Raw genomic sequence first — 25,162 nt, forward strand, 5'->3', positions numbered from 1 at the left:
CAATATTAGTCTAGATACGCGAATACATCTAGAGTCTATAATTTGCTTCAGTTTAGGTTATTTTTTTTGTTTAAAAACTAAAATTTAAGTTTACATTACTTATATAGGAAGGTGGATGAATCAATGGATTATAAAAAATTAGCATTAGATATCGTACCTCTTTTAGGAGGAGAAAAAAATATAGAAAGTGTTACACACTGTGCTACTAGATTAAGATTTGTTCTGAATAATGATTCTTTAGCAAAGACAAAAGAACTGGAAGATTTAGAGGGAGTAAAAGGAGCTTTTTTAAGTTCTGGACAATACCAAATTATAATAGGGCAAGGAGCAGTTAATAAAGTTTACGAACAACTTATAAAAGGAACTTCCATACAACAGTCAACAATCAATGATCAGAAAAAAGCTGCTACAAAGAAGATGAATCCTCTACAAAGATTTGCAAGAATGTTATCTAATATATTTGTACCAATTATACCAGCAATAGTTGCATCAGGACTTCTCATGGGGGTTCTTGGTATGTGCACAAAATTTGGTTGGCTAGAAGGAAAGAGTGGAGTATTCCAGCTTCTTGATATGTTCTCAAATGCTGCGTTTGTTTTCTTACCTGTGCTTATAGCATTTTCAGCTGCTAAGGAGTTTGGGGCTAATCCGTTTTTAGCTGCAGCACTAGGCGGAATATTAATACATCCAAATCTCCAAAATGCTTGGAATGTTGGAGGTGGAATTGAGAAGTATATAAACATACTTGGATTTAATATAGGAATGGTAGGTTATCAAGGTACAGTTCTCCCAATATTAATTGCAGTCTGGATTATGTCATATATAGAAAGAGGACTTAGAAAAGTAGTACCAAACGTACTAGATATATTGCTTACTCCTTTCTTAACTTTGATGATAACTGGATTCTTCTCATTTATGATAATAGGACCTTTAGGAAGATTTTTAGGTGATGGAATATCTTTTGGATTACAAGGTTTATATAATACAGCAGGGCCAATAGCTGGATTGATTTTTGGTGGATTGTACTCAACTATAGTAATTACAGGAGTTCACCATAGCTTCCATGCAGTAGAAGCTGGATTAATAGCAAACAAGGCTATAGGAGTTAACTTCTTACTACCAATATGGGCAATGGCAAATGTTGCTCAAGGTGGTGCAGCACTTGCAGTATATTTTAAGACAAAGAATGAGAAGATGAAAGCTATTGCGATGCCAGCATCAGTTTCATGTTTACTAGGGATTACAGAAGCAGCTATATTTGGGGTTAACTTAAAGTTAGTAAGGCCATTTATCGCAGCAGCCATTGGTGGTGCCTTAGGTGGTGGTTATGTTACATTAATGAAAGTTGGAATGAGTGGTATAGGAGTAACTGGTATACCAGGAATAGCTTTAGTAACAGGTTCTACAATGATTAATTATATAATAGGGATGTTAATAGCTTTTGGCGGAGCATTTATAGTAACTTTTATACTAGGTTTTAAAGAAGAAAATGAAAGCAGTAAAAACGAAAAAGGTAACATTGAAAAGTCAGTGATAGAAGTTATAAAAAGCCCAATGACTGGAGACGTTGTTCAATTAAAGGATGTTCCAGATGCAACTTTCTCTTCAGGAGTTATAGGAAAGGGGATAGCTATATATCCTAAGGACGGAAAAGTTGTAGCTCCAGTAAGTGGTACAGTATCAGCAGTATTTGATACAAAGCATGCTATTGCGATAACTTCATCAAAAGGCACAGAAGTTCTAATCCATATAGGTATCGATACAGTTAAGTTAAATGGAGAAGGATTTAAGGTTTATGTAGAGAGTGGAGATATAGTGATGCAAGGAGATCTACTTGCAGAAGTTGATGTGGATTTTGTAAAGAAAAATAACTTTTCGCCAATTACTCCAGTAATCATAACAAATTCTGATGATTTTTCTTCTGTTAGTGTTACAAATGAAGTATATAAAGATAGTTTAGAAGAAATTATGGAGATAACGATTTAGTATTGATTAAGCATGCATTAAAATTAGTGCATGCTTAATTATGATATATAGCCTTCATTTGAAAAACAGTTTATGTATTTAAGATTTTATCATTGAGATATGGGGCAATAAAGCTCAGTGATGATTGATATACGTTTACAAATTCAAATATGATATAATGAAGTTAAATGTAAATTACTGTAACTAATCTTTTGATTAATAAGGAGTATGATTTTATGAATAACATTTTTTGTATAGGGGAATTACTTATAGATTTTATTTGCTCTGATATAAATAGCAGTTTAATTGAAGGAAGTAATTTTATTAAGAAAGCAGGCGGTGCTCCTGCAAACGTAACTGCTGCCATTGCAAAGCTAGGGGGAAGCGCCTATTTTGGAGGAAGTGTAGGAGAGGATGCCTTTGGTGTGTTCTTAAAGAATACTATTGAAGTTGTTGGAGTTAATACGTCCTACATGAAGTTTATAGAAAAGCAAAATACAACCTTGGCATTTGTCTCTTTAAAAGATAATGGGGAAAGAGATTTCATATTTAATAGGGGAGCAGATGAAAATTATGAACTAAGTGATTTAGAACAAAAAGAAGTTACTGATGGTAAGATAATTCATTTTGGTTCTGCAACAGCTTTATTAGGAGGAAGTTTAAAAGCAACCTATACTGAACTAATGGAAAAAGCTAAGGTTAAAGGAACTTTTATCTCCTTTGATCCTAACTTTAGAACTGACCTTTGGCGTGGAAGAACTAATGAGTTTATTAAAGTATCTAGATGGTGCATGAAGCACGCTGATTTTGTAAAGGTAAGTGATGAAGAGGCTTTACTTATATCAGGAAAAAGTAATATAGAAGAGGCTGCGAAAGAAATCGCTTTAATTGGAAATAGTATTGTAGCAGTTACTTTAGGAAAAGAAGGAACTATGATTACAGATGGAAATTTTGTTGATATTATAAGGAGTATTAATATAAAATCTATAGATTCAACTGGAGCAGGAGATGCCTTTGTAGGAGCGGTTTTATATAGATTAGCAAATCTAGAAGAGCCTAAGGCTAGTGTTAGAGACCTTGATACAATGAAAGATGTAATAGCTTTCGCCAATAAAGTAGGAGCAATAGTATGCACTAAACTTGGAGCAATAGCAGCTTTACCAACATTACAGGAAGTTAATGATTTTAGGTAGGTGATTCATGTTGAATAAAGAAAAAGAATTAATAGACAGCGCTTTAGAAGAAATTGATAAAAAAATAAGTGTTGTTGAAAGTGATTATTATAGACCTGTATTTCATATAGCTCCAAAAGTAGGATTACTAAATGATCCCAATGGATTTGTATTCTTTAATGGGTACTACCATTTGTTTTATCAATGGCATCCTTTTTCAACAAACCACGGCTTAAAATACTGGTATCATTTAAGATCAAAAGATTTAGTGAATTGGGAAGATCTAAGAGTTGGATTGGTGCCGTCAAACTGGTATGAATCTCATGGATGCTATTCTGGAAGTGCAATAGAATATAATGATGAAATAAGGATTTTTTATACTGGAAATGTAAAGAACTCTGAAGGCAATAGAGAATCCTACCAATGTATGGGCAGCTCTAAAGATGGTATTAACATAGAAAAGAATATGCAAAATCCAATAATAAAGTCTCAGCCTAAGGGATATAGTGCACATTTTAGAGATCCAAAGGTGTGGAAAGAAAATGAATTGTTTTATATGGTTTTAGGTGCTCAAACTGATGATTTAGAAGGAAGAGTGTTATTATATAAATCAGAAGATCTCAGTGATTGGGACTTAGTTGGAGTAGTTTCTGGTAGTAACATAAATGGAAACAATGCTATGGGATATATGTGGGAATGTCCTGATTTATTTTCTATTGGTGATAAGGATGTATTGATAACTTGTCCTCAAGGCATTAAAGAGCAAGGTATACTATACAATAATAGATATCAAGCAGGGTACTTTACAGGAAAGTTAGATTATATGACAGGAGCTATGGAACATGGAAGCTTTAATGAGTTAGACAGAGGTTTTGAGTTTTATGCACCGCAGAGTTGTAAAGATTACTCTTCAAGAAGAGTAATGTATGGTTGGATGGGTATGCCAGAAGAAGAGGAACAGCCAACTAAGGATTTTGGATGGATGCATATGCTTACACTACCTAGAATACTTGAGCTTAAGGAAGAAAAGATATACCAGAGGGTTCCAAAAGAATTAGAAAAACTAAGAAAAGAAAAAACTTCAGTAGAAAATATCCATATTAACAATTGTGAAATAACTTTAGAGAATTTTTATGGCGACGTTTATGAACTACTTTTGGAGTTTGATATAGAAGAATCTCAAGATATAGGGATTAAGTTAAGATGTTCCGATGATGATTCGGAATACACCCTACTTAACTTCAGTTCTAAAACTAATTTATTTACTGTAGATAGAACTAGCTCAGGAAAGTATCTTGGGGGTAAAAGGCAGTGTAAGTTAAATATCAATAATAAGTTAAAACTTCAAATTTTTTCAGATAGGTCTTCTCTAGAAATATTTATAAATGATGGCGAAGAAGTGTTTACTTTAAGAATATTTCCAAGTATAGAAAGTAAGAATATAAGATTTATAGCTAAAGACAAGAAAGTGAAACTAAATAAAGCAACATTATGGACTTACTAGTAAAAAAGCAACCTCATAAAGGTTGCTTTTTTATTCTTTATTAACTGCAAGGGCTTCATTACGTACGTTTAGAAAAAGCATATGCGCAAAAAATTAACTAATGAGAGGCTTATAAGCAATTTTTTTATGTTTTCTTAAATGAAATTATTTTATAAAAAACAATAATACTGTGAAAAATATTAAAATTATATATATTTTATTAATTAATTAATAAAAATAACCTAGAAAAGAAATAAGTATTGATAATTGGTATAAGATGGAATAAAATGTTGTAATGTACTATAAATGTAATTTTATTTTCATATATCAAGCTTTTGTATATAAAGATAAGAAAGCTTGATAAGGTTATAACTTATATTTAAAAGTACAGATAAAACCTTTAATACTAGGTATTATGGGGTTTTATAACAGCCTATTATAAATTAAAAGGGGGTAATATATTGAGAAAAACTAATAATAAGATACTGTCTTTGTTGGTTGCATTTTTACTTTTTTCATCTTTCTTTACCAATATAGGTAGTGTCCAAGCTAAAGCAACGGACAAGCTTGATGCTAGCACAGTTAAACAGAAATTGATTGAAAGTATTAAAAACCAAGAAGCTAAAAAAGCAAGCAAGATTAATACTTCAAGCAAACTTGCTAGTCAAATTTCTAACATTAAGGATGATGATACAAAAAAACTTAATGGCAACGATCCTAATGAAGTTGTAAGGGTAATAGTTCAACTAGAAGGAAAGTCAGCTGTTGAAGGGGAAGCTAAGGGGATTTCATCATCAACTCCAATAAATAACAAGACAGTAACTGGAGCTATACAGAAGGTTGAGGATTCTCAATCAGCTGTTATAAGTAAGGTAGAAAGTATTACTGGATCTAAGGTTAGAAGGACCTATGGTTACTTAGTTAATGGATTCAGTATTGAAACTAAGAGAGCAAATATCTCTAAAATTCAAGCGGTTTCAGGAGTAAAGAGTGTAACAGAGTCAAGAACTTATTATCCTGATATGAAATTTGCTGATGCTCTAACTCAGGCTTATGGTACATGGCAGGACTTAGGTTATAAAGGCCAAGGAATGGTAGTTTCTATTATAGATACAGGAATAGACTATACCCATAAAGATCTTACTATTACCGATCCGTCAAAGGCTAAGTTAACAACTACAACACCAAAGGGACCAGGAAAATTTTACTCTGTAAAAGTTCCATATGGATATAATTTTGCAGATGGTACTGATGATGTTGTTGATAAGAATCCTAATACTGAAATGCATGGTATGCATGTAGCTGGAATTGTAGCTGCTAATGGTAAGGAATCAGGAGTTGACACTTTTAGTACTGTAAGAGGGGTAGCACCTGAAGCACAGCTTTTAGCTATGAAGGTATTTACAAATAATCCCGACAGTAAAGGTGCTTATGATGATGATATCATATCTGCAATAGAAGATTCAGTTCTTCATGGAGCAGATATTATAAATATGAGTTTAGGTTCAGAAGCTGGGTTCCAAGATGCAAATGATCCGACTCAAATAGCAATAAAAAATGCTACAGATAGTGGAACTGTTGTTGTAATTTCAGCAGGAAATTCTGCTATATCTACAGGAGATTCAGCAAATAGGGTACCGCCGTTGAATCTATTTGGAACAACTGATACTGCAACTGTAGGAAGCCCAGGGGTATCAAAGGATGCAATTACAGTAGCATCTTTTGAAAATACAAATATAACAGGAACTGCTTTTGACTATAGTTCAGGAAATGGTTCAGGTCTTGCTCTTTATTCAAAGAGCGAAGTTGATCCTGTAACTGCATTAACCAGTAAATCAGGATACCAGTTAGTAGATTGCGGACAAGGTAACAACACAATTGAAGGTACTGGAGATGATTTCTCTGGTAAAGACCTAGAAGGTAAGATTGCTTTAGTGCAAAAAGTTAGTGGTACTTTCGGAAACAAAAAACTTGCAGCTCAAGCTGCAGGAGCAATAGGAGTTATTTTCTATAATGCTGAGGGAGATGACTCTATTCCAAATACAGCTGCTAAGCCAGGGGTCACTATACCATGTATAAATGTATCCTATTCTTCTGGAGCAAAACTAAAAGGTCTTATAGCTAGTGAACTTTTAGTTCAATTTAATGGGAAATATACAACAGGTGCTAATCCTAATGCAAGTGATTTATCAGCATTTACATCTTGGGGACCAACACCAGAATTAGATTTTAAACCTGAGATATCTGGACCGGGTGGGAATATATGGTCTTTAGCTAATAGCAATCAATATCAATCAATGAGCGGTACATCAATGGCTTCACCTCATGTAGCTGGTTCAGAAGCATTAATAGTAGAAGCAATTAAGGCTAATAATCCAGATATTACTGGAAGAGCTTTAGTAGAATTAGCTAAAAAGACTACAATAAATACTGCTAAGATAGAGTATGACAAGTATAATAATTCAGTTCCATACTCACCTAGAAGACAAGGAGCAGGTTTAATTCAAATAGAATCTGCAATAAAAAATAAAGTTACTATTGCAGATAATAATGGCAATGCAGCGGTTGCATTAAAACAAATAGGACAAACCGTTTCTTTTGATCTTACTTTAACAAACTATGGTAAGGATGCTTATAGTTATGATCTAAGCGATACTGGAGTGCTAACAGAAGTTTCCGATGCACATACTGGTGCTGTGAAAGAAAAAACTATAAGTGGAGCAAGTGTAAAGTATAGCGCAAGTAAGGTAACAGTTCCTGCAAATGGAACAGCAAAAGTTACAGTTACTATAGCTTTGCCTGATGGCTTTACAAAACAAAATTACGTTGAAGGATATATAAAATTTGACTCTTCAAGTGCACCATCATTAGTTGTACCATATATGGGCTTCTATGGAGATTGGTCAGCATTACAAACTGTGGATGCTCCAATGTGGGACTCTAGTAGTATAGTTGGCACAACTAGTCTTTGGGGTAACTTTTTAGGATTCTTTATTCCTTGTGGTATGGATGCAGAGGGTAAAATAAACAAGGATAAGATAGCATTCTCAAAAGGAGAAACTGCACTATTCAACGTGGTAACGCCTAACCTGTATATGCTTAGAAATGCAAAAAATCTACAGGTTCAAGTGTTGGACAAGGGTAAGAATCTAATAAGAACTATTTCTTCTGAAAATAATGTTAAGAAGAATGTTCTTGAAGATGAATTAGCAAAAGACATATATGGTACTATGGACAATCAAGGTACATGGGATGGAACATTATATAATGCAGAAACAGGAGAATATGAAACAGCTCCTGATGGACAGTATTATATAAGAATTCAAACCACAACTGATATTGAAAATTCATCTACTCAATCTGTAGAACTTCCAGTAAAAATTGATAGCGAGGCTCCAGTAATAGATATTGTATCTGAAAAAACAGCTACTAACGGAACTTATAAGCTTCAATGGAAGACTTCAGACAATTATACTGGATTTGATGGTACTTTTGCTATTGTTGTAAATGGAGAGTTAGTATCTGATGAGCAAATGAAAAACTTAACTTTAACAGGAGATACTTATTCAATTGATGTGCCTTTAAAGGATGACACTGTTAATTCTATAGCGATAGCATGTGCAGATTATGCATCTAATATAGGGTTAAAGATAATAAATGTAAAAACAGGTGCAGTACCTGAAGTTTATTTGGCTAATCTAAAGGGTGGTGAAAAGTTTAATAATGATTCTATAAAAATCATTGGTCAGGTTCAGTCAGATGTAAAAACACTTACTATAAACGGTTTAGATGTTGAGATTGGCGATGAAGGAATATTCGATCAAAAGATAAAGGTTAAAGAAGGAAGTAATACTATAAATGTAGTTGCAAAAGATGCCAACGGAGATGAGGTCTATAATCAAAACTATAACGTTTCTGTAGACACTGTAAGCCCAGTTATAAGCATTACTTCACCAACAGTATCAGAAGATGGGTATATTTATACTGATAAGCATAGTGTGACAATTAGTGGAAAAGCAACTGATTCCTCAGGAGTAAAATTAATTGTGAATGGAAGGTCAGTTGATTTAAATGATGATGGAACGTTCTCGGCTAATGTAGATGTATATGGTAATACACTTATACAGATATTAGCAGAGGATGGGTATCAAAATACTACGAAGAAGGATTTAACAGTTGTTTCTCCAGTTAACTCTGATCCTTTTATGCTAGGTTTTGACAATCTATCTTCATTTGCAGTTCTTACTCCACAGGATGTAAAGAATGATATATATACTGTAACTGGTAAGGTAAATCATAAGGTTCCAGTGTTTAAGATTAATGATCAAAATGTTACTGTGAAAGATGATTTAACCTTTAGTACTGATGTTAAGCTAGCTCAAGGTAATAATATAGTTAAGGTTTATGCTGAAGACAACACGGGTACAGTAGTATTTAATTATTCATATAAAATATTATATGATTCAACTGCACCAAAACTTGAGGTAAGTAATCCAGTAGCTAAAGCCGATGGAAATGTGTACACTAACCAAGACAGTATTACATTAAAAGGATTAGTTAATGATAATACTTACGGATACAGCTTGTTTGTAAATGGAAATGCAGTTCTATCTTACGATAGATATCCAGCTACTGGCGAATCACCAGATAAGCCATTTAGCTACACAGTACCATTAACAAGTGACAAGAGTATCGTAAAAATTGAACTTGTTGATGAGTTTGGAAATACAACTGAAGATGTTATAAATGTAGTTAAGGATAAGGTTGCACCAAAAGCTGCTACGTTGAAATCAGATAATACTGAATTAACCAACAAGGATGTCAATGTTACTATAGCAACTGATTCTTCTGATAAAGATATCGATAAAGTTGAATATAGTTTTGATAATAGTGTTTACTTACCATATACTGGACCTATTAAGGTTGTAAGTAATGGAAAAGTATATGCTAAAGTAACGGATTATTCAGGGAACTCAACTACATCTTCTATAGACATATCAAATATAGATAAAACATCACCTGTAATAACTGTTTCAGGAGTAGAGGATGGAAAGACTTATATTAATACAGTAATTACTCCAAAGGTAACAACTGATAAGGATGCTGCAATTGCGTTAGTACTGGATGGAAAGAGTTATGATGGAACTACGGCTATATCATCAGTAGGAAATCATAAACTTACTGTCACTGCAACTGATAAAGCTGGTAATGCAACCGTAAAAGACATTAATTTCACTATTACTGCTCAAACTACTGCAGATACAGCTTCATTAGTTAAGTATATAGATAGTTTAATCGATCAATCCAAACCAGGAGATAAGATTAGTATAGATTCAACAAATGTACCAACAGTTTCAAGCTCAATATTTAAAGTGCTACAGCATGCAGATGTACTTGCAAGCTTTAATACTAACTCACCTTTAGGAGCTGTAACTTGGTCATTTAATGGTAAGGATATAACAAATACTGAGACAAGTGTAGATTTAGGACTTAATGCTACTGCACCAAGTGCGGATGCAATTAAGAAATTAGATGGTAATTCTCAGATATTCTCATTTAAGTTTGAAGGAAATCTACCAGGTAAAGCAGTGGTTTCATTACCGGTTGATACTTCAAAAATTGATATATCAAAACCTATATATTTATATCATTATAATCCTGATGCTAAGAGTGTGGATAAAGTAGGGGATGCATTAACTGCATATAAGAAGGGTTCATTATATTATGTTGATATAACAATAACTCATTGTAGTGACTACTTCCTTTCATTAAATGGCGGGGTTAAGGTAGCGGCTGCAAATCCAACTCAACCAAATACAGGAACAGGTTCTAACACTGGTAATACAAATACAGGTACAAGTACTAATAGTGGTTCTACTAACACTGGAACTACAACAACTTCAACTAGCACTCCAGAAATAATGCCAAAGACTGGATCAGTTATTGATTCTAATATACTTATAGTATTTGGAATCTTAGCAATAGCCGGCGGTGCTGTTATTATAAGAAGAAAAAGATTGAATTAATAAAAAACAGGTATCTCATTTCTGAGATACCTGTTTTCTTATTATTAATCATATTAATTCTTTTCGTAAGCTTATTAAAGCATCGGATGCGTGACCACTGAATTTCAACACACTAATTAGGTAAAAGTATAGTGATACTAGCTAACGGTTATTTAGCATTTAATGCTACTATGTTTAACAAACTCCATGGCTTGTTAAAGTGTGGTTGGAAGAAGAAATCTACGAATGCAAGTTCATCAATAGTCATTTTATTTTGAATTACAACAGACATAGTATTCATTAATTGAGTTAAGTCTGTCTTTGAAATAAGTTGAGCTCCGAGTATTACTTCTGAATCAGCTTCATAAACAACTTTTATTGTCACGGAATCAAAAGTTGGCATGAATTCAGGTCTGTAATTATCAGTAACTGATGTTGTTTTTATATTAAAGCCTGTAGCTTTTGCGGATTCTTCTGTAAGACCTGTTGATGCAATATTGTATTCATAAATCTTTATTCCTGAAGTTCCTTGAGTTCCAAGGTGCTTAGTTGTTGGTTTAACTAAGTTTCTTGCAATTAATGTACCCATTCTAACTGCATTTGTAGCTAGAGGGATGTATTCTCTTTTGCCAGTTGGGTTATAAATTACTGAGCAGCAGTCACCAGCAGCGAAAACATCTTCTTTGCTTGTTCTCATATATTCGTCTACTATAATTGCTCCATTTGGAAGCATATCTAATTTTCCTTTGAATAAATCAGTACTTGGTCTAAAGCCTATGCATAAGATAACAAGGTCAGCTTCATACTCACCTTTATTTGTTATAACCTTAGTAACTTTTCCATCTTCACCTTCAAATTTGCTTACAGTTTCACCTAAAGCAAGCTTAACTCCACGATTAGCAAAAGCCATCTCAGCAGTATCAGTAAATTCTTTATCTAAATATTTACTTAAAATTCTATCCATACTATCTATTAAAGTAACTTTCTTTCCGTTAGCTTCGAAGGCTTCAACAAGTTCAACACCTATGTAACCAGCTCCAACTACTACAATTCTATCTGCTTCCTTAGCTTTTTCTATGATTGTGTTTGAATGATAGAAGTTCTTTGAAAGAAGTATGTTATCTAAGTCAATCCCTTCAATTTTAGGAACTATTGGCCACGAACCAGAAGTAATGATTAATTTATCAAATGAATCTTCGAATTCTTCACTTGAATTTAAATCTTTAACTTTTAACTTTTTAGTATCAAAATCAATATCTAAAACATCATGGGACATCTTTGTCTTAACTCCAAGTTCTGCTAATGCTTCAGGAGAACTATAGAATAATCCTTGAGGATCCTTAACTACTCCTCCAACATACAATGCGATTCCACAAGATAAGAATGATATATTATCATTCCTTTCATACACTGTTATTTCTGCATCAGGATATTTCTTTGCTGTATTTACTATTGCTGCGGTTCCTGCGTGAGTACAACCTATAACTGCAACCTTCATTTTATTTCCCTCCATATAATAAATATAAATTATCTACAAATAATTATTATTGCTTGTATATATTTTAACAAGAGTTTGTTAAAAAATCTATATATTTTTTATTTTTCTTCCCAAAAATAATTATATGCAAGGAAATTCTAGTAGGAGAATAAGTTTTGGTTTTTACTATATATTCTTATAAGGCTTGCAAAGCTATTAAAACCTTCAGGTTTAGCCTGCATAAAAAAATCATTTTCCTATATAGTAAAAAAGATTGCATATAGATAAACTACTTCATACTAGAATTTATCCAAATAAAGATTCGTAGAACCATCGAAATCTTTATTTGGAGTTTAGTGACTGAAGTAGTTTATCTGTACATGCAATCTTTAAAATTTATAAAAATACTAATTTTTATTTAATGTTATATCTCCAGAAGTTGTATGAAGAGATAACTTGTTAGTTCCATTACCGTAAGAACCGCTTAGGCTTCTCTTACCGGAAGAAGTGTTGTTTAGAGAAAATCTGCTATTTATATCACCTGAAGTAGATGAGGAATCAAGAGTAAACGAGCTGCTATCAGGTAAACCTAATCTCATATCTCCAGAGGTTGAGTGAGCATCGATATTACCTATCAAATTAGCATACTTTATAGTTATATCACCTGATATAGTTGAAGCTTTAGTAACTCCTTCAAAATTATCAAAATCTATTTTGCCTGAAACAGCATCCGCTACAAGCTTGTTGCTCGTTATATTAGATCCAGACATATCACCAGAAACTGTTTTTATATTAAGAGAATCTACTGTAATATTAGATAGTTTAATATCTCCTGATGTAGTTACAGCTTCGAGATTAATAAACTTTTTATCAGACAAAAGTATATCTGCAGATACTGATGATACAGAAAGATTTTTTGAGTAATCTTTAGGAAGATATATATCTACCTTTGAATTTAGTGAATAGCTTCCGAAAAAAGAACTTTTTTGAATGGAAACTTTTATAGTAGATCCATTTTTAGAGTATTGAAGTTTTGGGGCAGTTAATTCAGAACTACTTCGTAGACTGCCTGATAAAGTAACTTTAATTTTATTTTCATTATTTTCGTGAAATACTATATCACCACTTACAAAAGATAATTGGATGTTGTCTACACCATCTAAATTTTCATTGATTTCGTCATTAAGATCATAATTATATTTATTAAAGCCGGTACTAAAGTTGAACCCTTTGTTAATATTAAAAGAAAAGTCATTACCATTATTAATTAATTGTGAAAAACTAAAATTAGATAACTTCAGTATTATAGCTGCTGAACCGTAGCATATTAACATTATAGCTGCTAACATTATACAAAATCTTTTCATAAATGTATTTTTCATTTTATCACCATCCCTATCTGAAAACGGATATTATCCATTTTACAAATTTAATTATGAGCATTACAAATGCTTTGATTAGGTAGAAGCATCCTATAGTGCACAATATACCTAGAGCTAAAGTTCCTATACCGATTAATAGAGAAGCAGTTGCAGGTAAAGCTGCAATACCTGTAGGGATGGTAAATATACCGAAAACTGAACCGAAAGTAGTGCCTAGAGCAACAGCAAGACCAGCTATAGCTATTCCAAAAGCTCCAGCAACTAAACCAATCATTCCTCCAAGGATTCCAATTATTATTCCTAGTATTCCTGGACTAAAAAGTAATAATAATACTATCAGTATTATAGCCAAGGCCTTGTTATTGGAATTAACATTGTTGTTATTGTAAGTTTGGCTGCTTTGAGTGTCGTTATAATAGTTTCGATTTGTACCACTTCTATATTGATTTACGATAGCGTGAGGATCTCCTAATTCATTTATTATTTGATCTTCAGTTTTTCCTTGTGCTAAGCCTACGTCAAAATGTTCTTCGTAGTCATAAAGTATGTCCTTGCGTTCCTTATCTGGGAAATCAAGTAATCCGTTTGAAAGTATATTAAGAAATTGATTTTTGTCCATCAGGATTTTCCCCCTTAATAATCATATTTACACTTTTTGAGAAGCTAAACCATTCTGTTTCTAATTCTAGCTTTGTTTTGTACCCGAGTTCTGTTAGTCTGTAATACTTTCTTGGCGGACCTTCTTGAGATTCTTGTAGATAAGTTGTGAAGTAACCTTCCTCTGTAAGTCTTCTTAGTATTGGATATATAGTTCCATCTGATATTTGAATGTTTTTTGATATTTCGTTTACTAACTCATATCCATAACAATCTTTCCTGGCCAATACAGAAAGTACGCATAGTTCTAAAACACCTTTCTTTAACTGTATATTCACTAAATCACCTCTTTATTAATTTTAAATATCCTAAAAACAATTTTTTTTATCTAATGTATTTATTGAAAAGTTTATATTCATCTAAGAAGTTGATTTTCTAATTATTGGATAGCTTCTTCATATCTATAGTATATGAAACGGTATTATATAATGCAAGGTACTAAACAATGTTTAAGAAAATCTTAAGAATTGGATAAGCTGTCAAGAATATATAACGTTAGATTATAAAAATATCTATGAAGCAAGGTATATTTAATAATAGAAATGATGATTATTATGTTTTTTAAATAATGAAGGTAGGATATATGCATCTATAATATAGAAATTATCGAGGAAAAGTTATATTAACTATTCAGTATATGAGGCATATTTGATCTATATACTTAGAAACAGTACCTGGTGTATCAATATAAGAAATACTTATTATTTTTAAGTATTACATAGGAAATTAAATCTAATACACATATTTGGCTGAAATAGAGATATATACAAGATAAGACACATGTTATTATAAAACACGTCGCTGCGACAAGGTTGTAGTGATGAACACAAACTTTTGAATAAAGATTTTTAAATAAATTAAAAAAGTTCAAAAAAATGTGTTGACAAGAAAATCTTACGGTGGTAAGATATAAAAGCTGTCAGAAAAACAGCAAAACAACTTGGTCTTTGAAAATTAAACAGAGAAGATAAACAAAGTCTAAAACTAGACTTAAACTAAACCAGCAATTCTTTTGAAAAAAGACTTACTAAGTAAGTAAGCTATGATTAAACTTTAAATTGAGAGTTTGATCCTGGCTCAGGACGAACGCTGGCGGCGTGCCTAACACATGCAAGTCGAGCGGAGAAAGTTCTTCGGAACTTTCTTAGCGGCGGACGGGTGAGTAACACGTGGGTAACCTGCCTTATAGAGGGGGATAGCCTTCCGAAAGGAAGATTAATACCGCATAACATTTTCGTTTCGCATGAAATGAAAATCAAAGGAGCAATCCGCTATAAGATGGACCCGCGGCGCATTAGCTAGTTGGTGAGGTAATGGCTCACCAAGGCGACGATGCGTAGCCGACCTGAGAGGGTGATCGGCCACATTGGAACTGAGATACGGTCCAGACTCCTACGGGAGGCAGCAGTGGGGAATATTGCACAATGGGGGAAACCCTGATGCAGCAACGCCGCGTGAGTGATGAAGGCCTTCGGGTTGTAAAGCTCTGTCTTTGGGGACGATAATGACGGTACCCAAGGAGGAAGCCACGGCTAACTACGTGCCAGCAGCCGCGGTAATACGTAGGTGGCAAGCGTTGTCCGGATTTACTGGGCGTAAAGGGAGCGTAGGTGGATATTTAAGTGGGATGTGAAATACCTGAGCTTAACTTGGGTGCTGCATTCCAAACTGGATATCTAGAGTGCAGGAGAGGAAAGTGGAATTCCTAGTGTAGCGGTGAAATGCGTAGAGATTAGGAAGAACACCAGTGGCGAAGGCGACTTTCTGGACTGTAACTGACACTGAGGCTCGAAAGCGTGGGGAGCAAACAGGATTAGATACCCTGGTAGTCCACGCCGTAAACGATGGATACTAGGTGTGGGGGTTTCAACACCTCCGTGCCGCCGTTAACACAATAAGTATCCCGCCTGGGGAGTACGGTCGCAAGATTAAAACTCAAAGGAATTGACGGGGGCCCGCACAAGCAGCGGAGCATGTGGTTTAATTCGAAGCAACGCGAAGAACCTTACCTAGACTTGACATCTCCTGAATTACCCTTAACCGGGGAAGTCGGTACCTTTGGTACCGACAGGAAGACAGGTGGTGCATGGTTGTCGTCAGCTCGTGTCGTGAGATGTTGGGTTAAGTCCCGCAACGAGCGCAACCCTTATTGTTAGTTGCTACCATTTAGTTGAGCACTCTAGCGAGACTGCCCGGGTTAACCGGGAGGAAGGTGGGGATGACGTCAAATCATCATGCCCCTTATGTCTAGGGCTACACACGTGCTACAATGGCAAGTACAAAGAGACGCAAGACCGTGAGGTGGAGCAAATCTCAAAAACTTGTCCCAGTTCGGATTGTAGGCTGAAACTCGCCTACATGAAGCCGGAGTTGCTAGTAATCGCGAATCAGCATGTCGCGGTGAATACGTTCCCGGGCCTTGTACACACCGCCCGTCACACCATGAGAGTTGGCAATACCCGAAGTCTGTGAGCTAACCCGTAAGGGAGGCAGCAGCCGAAGGTAGGGTCAGCGATTGGGGTGAAGTCGTAACAAGGTAGCCGTAGGAGAACCTGCGGCTGGATCACCTCCTTTCTATGGAGAAATTATTAAGTACTGATGCATTTCAGACTTAATATATACGAATTCTGGTTAGAATCTCTCTCTGTTTAATTTTGAGATACCAAGTATCTCAGATTGTTCTTTGAAAATTGCACATAAGTTAAAGTAAAGATATTTACTATTCTTTGTAATAAATTGATTGCTAAAATGCACGCTAGTATTTTAGTAAATCAGCAAATTTGTAACTCAAATTTGATTTGATAGGTCAAGCTACAAAGGGCGCATGGTGAATGCCTTGGCATCAAGAGCCGAAGAAGGACGTGACAAGCTGCGATAAGCTTTGGGTAGGCGCAAATAGCCTGTGATCCAAAGATCTCCGAATGAGGAAACTCACGTAGGTAACCCTACGTATCCTATAGTGAATACATAGCTATAGGAGGGTAAACCTAGGGAACTGAAACATCTAAGTACCTAGAGGAAGAGAAAGAAAAATCGATTCCGTCAGTAGCGGCGAGCGAAATCGGAAGAGCCCAAACCAAAGATTTATCTTTGGGGTTGCGGACAGAACATAACATTGGTGGCTATTGTAATTGAAGATATCTGGAAAGATACACCGTAGAAGGTAATAGTCCTGTAAGTGAAACAAGAAGACCATAGTTCTGCTCCAGAGTACCACGAGACACGTGAAACCTTGTGGGAAGCAGGGAGGACCACCTCCCAAGGCTAAATACTACTTGATGACCGATAGTGAAGAAGTACCGTGAGGGAAAGGTGAAAAGAACCCCGGGAGGGGAGTGAAATAGAACCTGAAACCGTGTGCCTACAACCGATCATAGCACCATATGTGTGTGATGATGTGCTTTTTGTAGAACGAGCCAACGAGTTACGGTATGTAGCGAGGTTAAGTACTTAAGGTACGGAGCCGAAGGGAAACCGAGTCTGAATAGGGCGACTAGTTGCATGCCGTAGACCCGAAACCGGGTGACCTATCCATGGCCAGGTTGAAGCGAAGGTAAAACTTCGTGGAGGACCGAACCACGTTGGTGTTGAAAAACCATGGGATGAGCTGTGGATAGCGGAGAAATTCCAATCGAACTCGGAGATAGCTGGTTCTCCCCGAAATAGCTTTAGGGCTAGCGTCGGATATGACTAATGGAGGTAGAGCACTGAATGGGCTAGGGGGCATATCGCTTACCGAACCTTATCAAACTCCGAATGCCATATAGTATTAGTCCGGCAGTCAGACTGCGAATGATAAGATCCGTAGTCAAAAGGGAAACAGCCCAGATCGTCAGCTAAGGTCCCAAAGTATAAGTTAAGTGGAAAAGGATGTGGGATTTCTAAGACAACTAGGATGTTGGCTTAGAAGCAGCCACTCATTAAAAGAGTGCGTAATAGCTCACTAGTCGAGAGATCCTGCGCCGAAGATGTTCGGGGCTCAAACTTATCACCGAAGCTACGGCTAGCAGATTTATCTGCTGGGGTAGGGGAGCGTCGTAATCGGGCTGAAGTCGTACCGTAAGGAGCGGTGGACTGATTACGAGTGAGTATGTTGGCATCAGTAGCGAGAACTAGGTGAGAATCCTAGTGGCCGAAAACCTAAGGTTTCCTCAGGAAGGCTCGTCCGCTGAGGGTTAGTCGGGACCTAAGCCGAGGCCGAAAGGCGTAGGTGATGGACAATCGGTTGATATTCCGATACTACTGCAAATCGTTATTACCGATGGAGTGACGCAGGAAGATAGAGTGTGCTAGCTATTGGATGCTAGTCTAAGCACTTAGGTATACAGGTAGGCAAATCCGCCTGTATTAGCTGAGGTGTGATGGGGAAGGCCTTTTAGGCTGAAGTACTTGATTCTACGCTGCCAAGAAAAGCTTCTAGGGAGAAATGTAGTACCCGTACCGCAAACCGACACAGGTAGGTGAGGAGAGAATCCTAAGGCCGGCGGAAGAATTACAGTTAAGGAACTCGGCAAATTGACCCCGTAACTTCGGGAGAAGGGGTGCCTACGAGAGTAGGTCGCAGAGAATAGGCCCAAGCAACTGTTTAGCAAAAACACAGGTCTCTGCTAAAGCGAAAGCTGATGTATAGGGGCTGACGCCTGCCCGGTGCTGGAAGGTTAAGGGGAATCGTTAGCGGTAACGCGAAGCGGTGAACTTAAGCCCCAGTAAACGGCGGCCGTAACTATAACGGTCCTAAGGTAGCGAAATTCCTTGTCAGGTAAGTTCTGACCCGCACGAATGGCGTAATGACTTGGGCACTGTCTCAACTGTAAATCCGGCGAAGTTGTAGTGCAAGTGAAGATGCTTGCTACCCGCGATTGGACGGAAAGACCCCGTAGAGCTTTACTGTAGCTTAGCATTGAGTTTCGGTATTGTCTGTACAGGATAGGTGGGAGACTTGGAAGCATCCTCGTTAGGGGATGTGGAGTCGTCCTTGGGATACCACCCTGACAGTACTGGGATTCTAACCGGGCACCATGAAGCTGGTGACGGGACATTGTTAGGTGGGCAGTTTGACTGGGGCGGTCGCCTCCAAAAAAGTAACGGAGGCGCCCAAAGGTTCCCTCAGAACGGTCGGAAATCGTTCGTAGAGTGCAAAGGCAGAAGGGAGCCTGACTGCGACACCCACAAGTGGAGCAGGGACGAAAGTCGGGCTTAGTGATCCGGTGGTACCTCGTGGGAGGGCCATCGCTCAACGGATAAAAGCTACCTCGGGGATAACAGGCTGATCTCCCCCAAGAGTCCACATCGACGGGGAGGTTTGGCACCTCGATGTCGGCTCGTCGCATCCTGGGGCTGAAGTAGGTCCCAAGGGTTGGGCTGTTCGCCCATTAAAGCGGCACGCGAGCTGGGTTCAGAACGTCGTGAGACAGTTCGGTCCCTATCCGTCGCGGGCGTAGGAAATTTGAGAGGAGCTGTCCTTAGTACGAGAGGACCGGGATGGACTGACCTCTGGTGCACCAGTTGTTCCGCCAGGAGCATAGCTGGGTAGCTACGTCGGGAAGGGATAAACGCTGAAAGCATCTAAGCGTGAAGCCCACCTCAAGATTAGATTTCCCATAGCGTAAGCTAGTAAGACCCCTCGAAGAACACGAGGTTGATAGGTCGGAGGTGTAAGCATGGTAACATGTTCAGCTGACCGATACTAATAGGTCGAGGGCTTGACCAATACAAGATATTACAAAGTAAACTTAAGTGCAATTTTGAAAGAATAATCTTTCAATATCTAGTGATGATGCGTCTAAGGGTTACACCCGTACCCATACCGAACACGAAGGTTAAGACTTAGACGGCTGATGGTACTGCATGGGCGACTGTGTGGGAGAGTAAGTGGTCGCTAGGTTCATGGCTCCTTGGTCAAGCGGTCAAGACACCACCCTTTCACGGTGGTAACAGGGGTTCGATTCCCCTAGGAGTCACCATAACTTATATAACTCGATTTACTTCCGGAGTTTATCGAGTTTATATATGTGTAGAACGTAATAGGGCTGAAGCCTATAAATGAATATATAAGGAGTTACTCTTAAGGGTAATTCCTTATTTTTGTCTATAAAATTAGTATTTTTTTCGGAGAAAATGTAGAAAAAAGTTGTTTTTATAAAAAGTATTGATTTATTCACAAAAAAGCCGATTTTTATATTAGTTGTCCACATTTTTGTATACAAACCTGTGAATAAATGTGGATAAGTAGTGGGAAAACTAATATTTATTGCCATATGCCATAAGAAAATAATATAATTAGGTTAATTATTAGAGTTTAGCATACTCAATTTAATAAATATGCTACAACAAAATAGTATATAAACCTACAAAAACTTACATAAAAGCAATAATTATAAGGGAAGATATAAATTTTATGGTTAAGTATTAACATTGCACACATTTTATGTGGACAATATGTGTGAATAATGTGGATAACTATCTTAAATATATTATGAAGGTGATTAATATGTTAATAGAGAAACCTGTGCTAGAAGCAGTATTCGTTAAAAGGCCAAATAGATTTCAAGGGTATGTAGTACTAGAAGGTAAGGAAATAATGACTCATGTTCCCAATACAGGGAGATGCAAAGAAATCTTGATACCAGGAACAACGGTTATACTTAGAAAGGAGGATTCGCCGGAAAGAAAAACACAATATGATTTAATAGCTGCATACAAAGGGGAAAATCTCATAAGTATAGATTCACATATCCCAAATAAGGTAGTACAAGAGGCACTGATAAATAAAATGATTCCTTCCTTGGAGAAATATAATATAATAATGAGAGAAAAAACTTTTGGAAATAGCAGATTTGATTTTAAACTTAGTGATGATATTGGCTCAGAATATTATTTAGAAGTTAAAGGAGTGACTTTAGAAAAAGATGGAATTGCTAGCTTTCCAGATGCGCCTACTGAAAGAGGGAGAAAGCATTTATTGGAACTTGTAGAGGTTAAAAGACAAGGAAAAGGAGCTGGAGTTATATTTCTTATACAACTAGATGATATAAAAGCATTTACGCCTCATGATGAAACAGATCCTGAATTTGGTGAGGCATTAAGATATGCAGCTAAAAATGGGGTTGATGTCTTTGCATATTGCTCTGAGGTTACTCCAAACAGCATAACTTTGAAAAGGGAAGTTCAAGTGATATTATAGTATATAGAATATATTGTAAGGTAATTTTAGGGGGAATGACATGAAATTCGTATATTGTCCACTTTGTGGGAAGAAGCTTGAAGAAAGACATAGTTGGGATGAGGGGGGAGTACCATATTGTTCAGAGGATGATATGATGTTTTTTGATGTGCCAAGACCTTGTATTGTTGTTGCCATTATAAAGGAGAATAAGATACTGCTACTTAAGCAAAGCTATATATATAAAAATTCAAAAGTACTTGTTTCAGGTTATATCAGCCCCGATGAAAAAGCTGAAGATGCTGTTTATAGAGAGGTAAAAGAAGAAACGGGATTAATAGTAGACAACATAAAATATTTAGGTAGTGATTATGTTAAAGGGAAAGATCTACTCATGCTTACATATATAGCACACTACAAATCAGGAGAAATTATAAAGTCTTCGGAAGTGGAATGGTTAGATTGGAGCAATATTGAAGATGCAATAGGTGAAATGACTGAAGATAAGATAGGAAAAGCAGTAGTTAGGAAGATACTTAATGAATTAAAATAATTATATTTGTTATATTTTGAATAATATTGTCATATGAATTAAAGAAAAATTAATATAAAAAAAATGACAAGAGAAACTTGTTGTATTAAAATATAGTTAATTTTCAAATTATTTTTATTCTTTAGGAAATTGTAATAAGGCAAAATTCGTTTGTATATATATTTTAATTGTAAAAGAGTTTTTGCTTAATTTCTTTGATATTTACAATTTATTAATTATATATTTTTATGGAAGGGAAAGGGGGATATTTAAATGATAGGAAATACAAATAAAGAGCCAAAGTATGTACCTGAGATTAAAGGAGCTCTAAGAAATCACTTAATAGAAATGCCTGCAGTTATAAGGGATGCAAGTGGAATAAAGATATTCGGCAAAAGAATAAAGTCATTAGTATTTACTACTGATGTTGCAATAATAAAAAACACTAATGCTGATGCAATAATTGCAGTATATCCATTTACTCCTCAGCCTATTATTACTGAAGCTTTGATGCTTGCTGCAGACGTTCCAGTTTTTTGTGGAGTAGGAGGAGGTATAACTCAAGGAATGAGAGTTATAAATCTTGCATTGGATGCGGAATTTAAAGGTGCTATGGGAGTTGTAGTAAATGCACCTACTTCAAATGAGATTGTAAGTAAATTGAGAAATACAGTAGATATACCGATAATAGTTACTGTTGTATCTGAAAACGATGATTTTGAAGGTAGAATAGAAGCAGGAGCTAACATATTAAATGTCTCAGGTGGGAAAAATACTGCCGAAATAGTCCGTAATGTAAGAAAGAAGTTTCCAGACTTCCCTATTATCGCTACAGGCGGACCAACAACTGAAAGTATAAAAGAGACGATAATTGCAGGAGCAAACGCTATAACATATACACCTCCTAGTTCTGGTGAGATATTTAGCGAACTTATGGTTAAATACAGAAGTGATAAAGAATAGCGATATATCTATATAGATGATTTCTTAAGCATAATTTAAGAGTGAATCATCCTTGAAATGTAGACTTTGGAAGTACATTCTATATTAATTATTTCTATTTTGTATTGCATATTTATTTTAATATGATATCATAGTAGTTAAATTATAAATAAAATTGAATAATGTCGAGTCGTTAATAATATTAAAGTATTATCCGATTCAACGTATTAAACGAAACCTAGGGTAGAGGTGCTGTTTTTAAAAGTATTTATTTGGAGCTGGCAAGTGTAGATGAATAAAGAAAGGAAAAATAGCCGAAGAAGATAACTTGGCGAAGTTTTTTTCTGGTTATATATATAATATGTATATAACTGTCACTTTAAAGAAAGATAATTATAGTGTTATCTTTCAATTATTAAAGTGGAGAGCTACAAGGGATTAAGAATTGCGATATAGTATTTTCAAAGGCTTTTGATATATTTTAGAGTTATATCATAAGATAAAAATTCATTTCTGCAATTTCACCTTATAGCGAATTCTACCCGTCACAGATATTTTCTGTGACGTTTTTTACTTTTTTAGAGGCTATAAAATTAAGTATCACAGAATCTTAAATGCTTTGGCTAATTTTACATATGCCTGATTGCACTATTTGATGTTGAAGAATATCATAATTTAGGAGTGGCACTTAAATCATAATAAGGTAAAGAGTAAAAGAGATCTTATTAGTTAAAATTGGGGAGGCAATGTTTATGAAATTGTTTGGAAGTATGAATATTGATGAGAATGTATTATCAATCAATGGGGTTAGAGCTACAGAGCTTGCAGAAAAATATTCTACACCGCTGTATGTTTTTGATGAAAATCTTATTAGACAGAATTGTAGAGAATATTACAATGGATTTAATTGTGAAAATAGAAATAATAGAGTTGCGTACGCTGGAAAGGCATTCTTAACTCTTGCAATGTGCAGGATTATAAAAGATGAGAATCTATATTTAGATGTTGTGTCAGGTGGAGAGCTTTTTACAGCATATAAATCTGGATTCCCGTTGGAAAAAGTATATTTCCATGGAAATAACAAGACAATTGACGAAATTGAACTAGGAATCGATCTTGGTGTAGGTACTTTTGTAGCAGATAATGAAATGGAGATAGAACTTATCGACAAGATTGCTAGAAAGCATAATAAGAAGCAACGAATTTATTTAAGAATAACTCCAGGTATAGAAGCTCATACACATGAGTATATCAAGACTGGTCAGCTAGATTCAAAATTTGGCTTTGCATATATAGGCGATAATGTATTAAATGTTGTTAATAAGGTTTTATCATTACAGAATGTAGAACTTTCTGGGTTACATTGTCATATAGGATCTCAAATATTCGATATAACACCTTATGAAGATGCAACTGAGATAATGCTAACAATTATTAAGGATATTTATAATGCCACAGGATATCTAATAAAAGAACTTGATCTTGGAGGTGGTTTCGGAATTTATTATAATTCTGATGATGAACCAAAACCAGCAAGTGAATACTGTGCAGCAATCTTAAGTAAGGCTGATCAAGTTTGTGAAGACTTAGGATTAGATATGCCTATACTTACTATAGAGCCAGGAAGATCTATAGTTGGAAATGCGGGAATTACATTATATAAAGTTGGGTCAATTAAAGAAGTTCCGTCAATAAGAAAGTATATATCTGTAGATGGTGGAATGACTGATAATATTAGACCAGCGTTATATAATGCTGAATACGAATCAATAGTAGCTAATAAAGTCAATTCTGACGAGCTAGAAGACGTAACCGTAGCTGGAAAGTGCTGCGAATCTGGAGATATATTAATAAATAATATAAGATTACCAAAGGTTCAAACTGGTGATTTATTGGCTATAATGTCAACAGGTGCCTATGGTTATTCTATGGCTAATAATTATAATAAGGTTCCTAAGGCAGCTGTTGTTATGATAAAAGATGGTGAAGATAGACTTGTTTGTAAAAGAGAAACTTATGCAGATGTAATTAGCAATGAAATATAGAATTATATTATAAAATTGAATTTTAAATCAAGTTTAAATTTAGTTTTATTAGAAAGTTTATCTGTATAAACTAGTAATTGAAGATTTACACAGAGTGTTGAATATATCGACACTCTGTTGTTTTTTACTTTCAATGAAACATAATATAAGTTAAACAGTAAAATAGAAGAATGTGGCGCCTATATATTATTTTTAAGGCCAAACTATTTACATAAAGGTAGAAAAGGTATATCATATAATTCACCCAATTAAATTTTATACAATGCATTTACAGCAAGTGGAAAAATAACCTTTAAATTATCTATCTACAATAGAAAAAAAAATTTATTATGATATACTT

12 protein-coding genes, 1 tRNA gene, 3 rRNA genes and 1 riboswitch are annotated in these 25,162 nt (G+C 35.3%); of the genes, 12 read left to right on the forward strand and 4 right to left on the reverse strand.

Translation table 11 applies throughout. From position 1 onward, the window contains the following. Positions 1 to 123 precede the first annotated feature (123 nt). The 4 genes from bsdtw1_RS00840 (at position 124) to bsdtw1_RS00855 (ending at position 10,646) form a co-directional block, all read left to right on the forward strand. A complete protein-coding gene (locus tag bsdtw1_RS00840) occupies positions 124 to 1,986 on the forward strand; it encodes a sucrose-specific PTS transporter subunit IIBC (protein WP_183275714.1) in 1,863 nt (620 codons plus the stop codon). Positions 1,987 to 2,201: 215 nt separating this feature from the next. Next, complete coding sequence (locus tag bsdtw1_RS00845) at positions 2,202 to 3,158, forward strand: carbohydrate kinase family protein (RefSeq protein ID WP_183275715.1); 957 nt, start codon at positions 2,202 to 2,204, stop codon at positions 3,156 to 3,158. Positions 3,159 to 3,168: 10 nt separating this feature from the next. Continuing rightward, entirely contained in the window at positions 3,169 to 4,641 is a 1,473-nt protein-coding gene (locus tag bsdtw1_RS00850) for a glycoside hydrolase family 32 protein (protein WP_183275716.1), read from the forward strand. A 440-nt stretch (positions 4,642 to 5,081) separates the two neighbouring features. Next, positions 5,082 to 10,646 (forward strand): S8 family serine peptidase, encoded by a 5,565-nt coding sequence (locus bsdtw1_RS00855; protein ID WP_183275717.1) that lies wholly within the window; start codon positions 5,082 to 5,084, stop codon positions 10,644 to 10,646. Positions 10,647 to 10,794: 148 nt separating this feature from the next. Here the strand turns inward: bsdtw1_RS00855 and bsdtw1_RS00860 are convergent, their stop codons facing one another. From bsdtw1_RS00860 to bsdtw1_RS00875, 4 genes are all read right to left on the reverse strand, one after another. Next, a complete protein-coding gene (locus bsdtw1_RS00860) occupies positions 10,795 to 12,123 on the reverse strand; it encodes an FAD-dependent oxidoreductase (protein ID WP_183275718.1) in 1,329 nt (442 codons plus the stop codon). Positions 12,124 to 12,509: 386 nt separating this feature from the next. Continuing rightward, the gene (locus bsdtw1_RS00865) at positions 12,510 to 13,484 is read right to left on the reverse strand and encodes a DUF4097 family beta strand repeat-containing protein (protein ID WP_183275719.1); all 975 of its coding nucleotides are present in this window, start codon (positions 13,482 to 13,484) and stop codon (positions 12,510 to 12,512) included. Positions 13,485 to 13,497: 13 nt separating this feature from the next. Beyond that, a complete protein-coding gene (locus bsdtw1_RS00870; RefSeq protein WP_183275720.1) occupies positions 13,498 to 14,103 on the reverse strand; it encodes a DUF1700 domain-containing protein in 606 nt (201 codons plus the stop codon). Continuing rightward, entirely contained in the window at positions 14,081 to 14,419 is a 339-nt protein-coding gene (locus bsdtw1_RS00875) for a PadR family transcriptional regulator (RefSeq protein ID WP_183275721.1), read from the reverse strand. The genes bsdtw1_RS00870 and bsdtw1_RS00875 overlap by 23 nt, the downstream gene beginning before the upstream one ends. A 776-nt stretch (positions 14,420 to 15,195) precedes the next feature. Here bsdtw1_RS00875 and bsdtw1_RS00880 point away from each other — a divergent pair. The 8 genes from bsdtw1_RS00880 to lysA all read left to right on the forward strand — a co-directional run bounded on the left by bsdtw1_RS00880 (position 15,196) and on the right by lysA (position 24,822). Beyond that, positions 15,196 to 16,715 (forward strand): 16S ribosomal RNA (locus tag bsdtw1_RS00880). A gap of 230 nt (positions 16,716 to 16,945) precedes the next feature. After that, positions 16,946 to 19,851, forward strand: a 23S ribosomal RNA gene (locus bsdtw1_RS00885). 56 nt (positions 19,852 to 19,907) lie between these two features. Beyond that, a 5S ribosomal RNA gene (rrf, locus tag bsdtw1_RS00890) occupies positions 19,908 to 20,025 on the forward strand. The 16S, 23S and 5S rRNA genes sit together here with 1 tRNA gene alongside, the layout of an rRNA operon. Positions 20,026 to 20,029: 4 nt before the next feature. Then, positions 20,030 to 20,104, forward strand: a tRNA-Glu gene (locus bsdtw1_RS00895). A gap of 527 nt (positions 20,105 to 20,631) precedes the next feature. After that, positions 20,632 to 21,324 carry a DNA/RNA nuclease SfsA gene (sfsA, locus tag bsdtw1_RS00900; RefSeq protein WP_183275722.1) on the forward strand — a complete coding sequence of 231 codons (693 nt, stop codon included), beginning with the start codon at positions 20,632 to 20,634 and terminating at the stop codon, positions 21,322 to 21,324. A 40-nt stretch (positions 21,325 to 21,364) separates the two neighbouring features. Further along, complete coding sequence (locus bsdtw1_RS00905; RefSeq protein ID WP_183275723.1) at positions 21,365 to 21,856, forward strand: NAD(+) diphosphatase; 492 nt, start codon at positions 21,365 to 21,367, stop codon at positions 21,854 to 21,856. A 252-nt stretch (positions 21,857 to 22,108) separates the two neighbouring features. Next, positions 22,109 to 22,798 (forward strand): beta/alpha barrel domain-containing protein, encoded by a 690-nt coding sequence (locus tag bsdtw1_RS00910; RefSeq protein WP_183275724.1) that lies wholly within the window; start codon positions 22,109 to 22,111, stop codon positions 22,796 to 22,798. 215 nt (positions 22,799 to 23,013) lie between these two features. Then, positions 23,014 to 23,216: riboswitch (Lysine riboswitch) on the forward strand. Positions 23,217 to 23,529: 313 nt separating this feature from the next. Then, the gene (lysA, locus tag bsdtw1_RS00915) at positions 23,530 to 24,822 is read left to right on the forward strand and encodes a diaminopimelate decarboxylase (RefSeq protein WP_183275725.1); all 1,293 of its coding nucleotides are present in this window, start codon (positions 23,530 to 23,532) and stop codon (positions 24,820 to 24,822) included. The last annotated feature ends 340 nt before the right edge of the window (positions 24,823 to 25,162 follow it).

It is taken from the genome of Clostridium fungisolvens, assembly GCF_014193895.1.
GTDB lineage: Bacteria > Bacillota > Clostridia > Clostridiales > Clostridiaceae > Clostridium_AR > Clostridium_AR fungisolvens.

What these genes read in the sequence shown, in the direction of transcription:
- bsdtw1_RS00840 (WP_183275714.1), top strand. Translation starts at nt 124, where the DNA reads ATGGATTATAAAAAATTAGCATTAGATATCGTACCTCTTTTAGGAGGA.
- bsdtw1_RS00845 (WP_183275715.1), top strand. Translation starts at nt 2,202, where the DNA reads ATGAATAACATTTTTTGTATAGGGGAATTACTTATAGATTTTATTTGC.
- bsdtw1_RS00860 (WP_183275718.1), bottom strand. Translation starts at nt 12,123, where the DNA reads ATGAAGGTTGCAGTTATAGGTTGTACTCACGCAGGAACCGCAGCAATA.
- bsdtw1_RS00865 (WP_183275719.1), bottom strand. Translation starts at nt 13,484, where the DNA reads ATGAAAAATACATTTATGAAAAGATTTTGTATAATGTTAGCAGCTATA.
- bsdtw1_RS00870 (WP_183275720.1), bottom strand. Translation starts at nt 14,103, where the DNA reads ATGGACAAAAATCAATTTCTTAATATACTTTCAAACGGATTACTTGAT.
- sfsA (WP_183275722.1), top strand. Translation starts at nt 20,632, where the DNA reads ATGTTAATAGAGAAACCTGTGCTAGAAGCAGTATTCGTTAAAAGGCCA.
- bsdtw1_RS00905 (WP_183275723.1), top strand. Translation starts at nt 21,365, where the DNA reads ATGAAATTCGTATATTGTCCACTTTGTGGGAAGAAGCTTGAAGAAAGA.
- bsdtw1_RS00910 (WP_183275724.1), top strand. Translation starts at nt 22,109, where the DNA reads ATGATAGGAAATACAAATAAAGAGCCAAAGTATGTACCTGAGATTAAA.
- lysA (WP_183275725.1), top strand. Translation starts at nt 23,530, where the DNA reads ATGAAATTGTTTGGAAGTATGAATATTGATGAGAATGTATTATCAATC.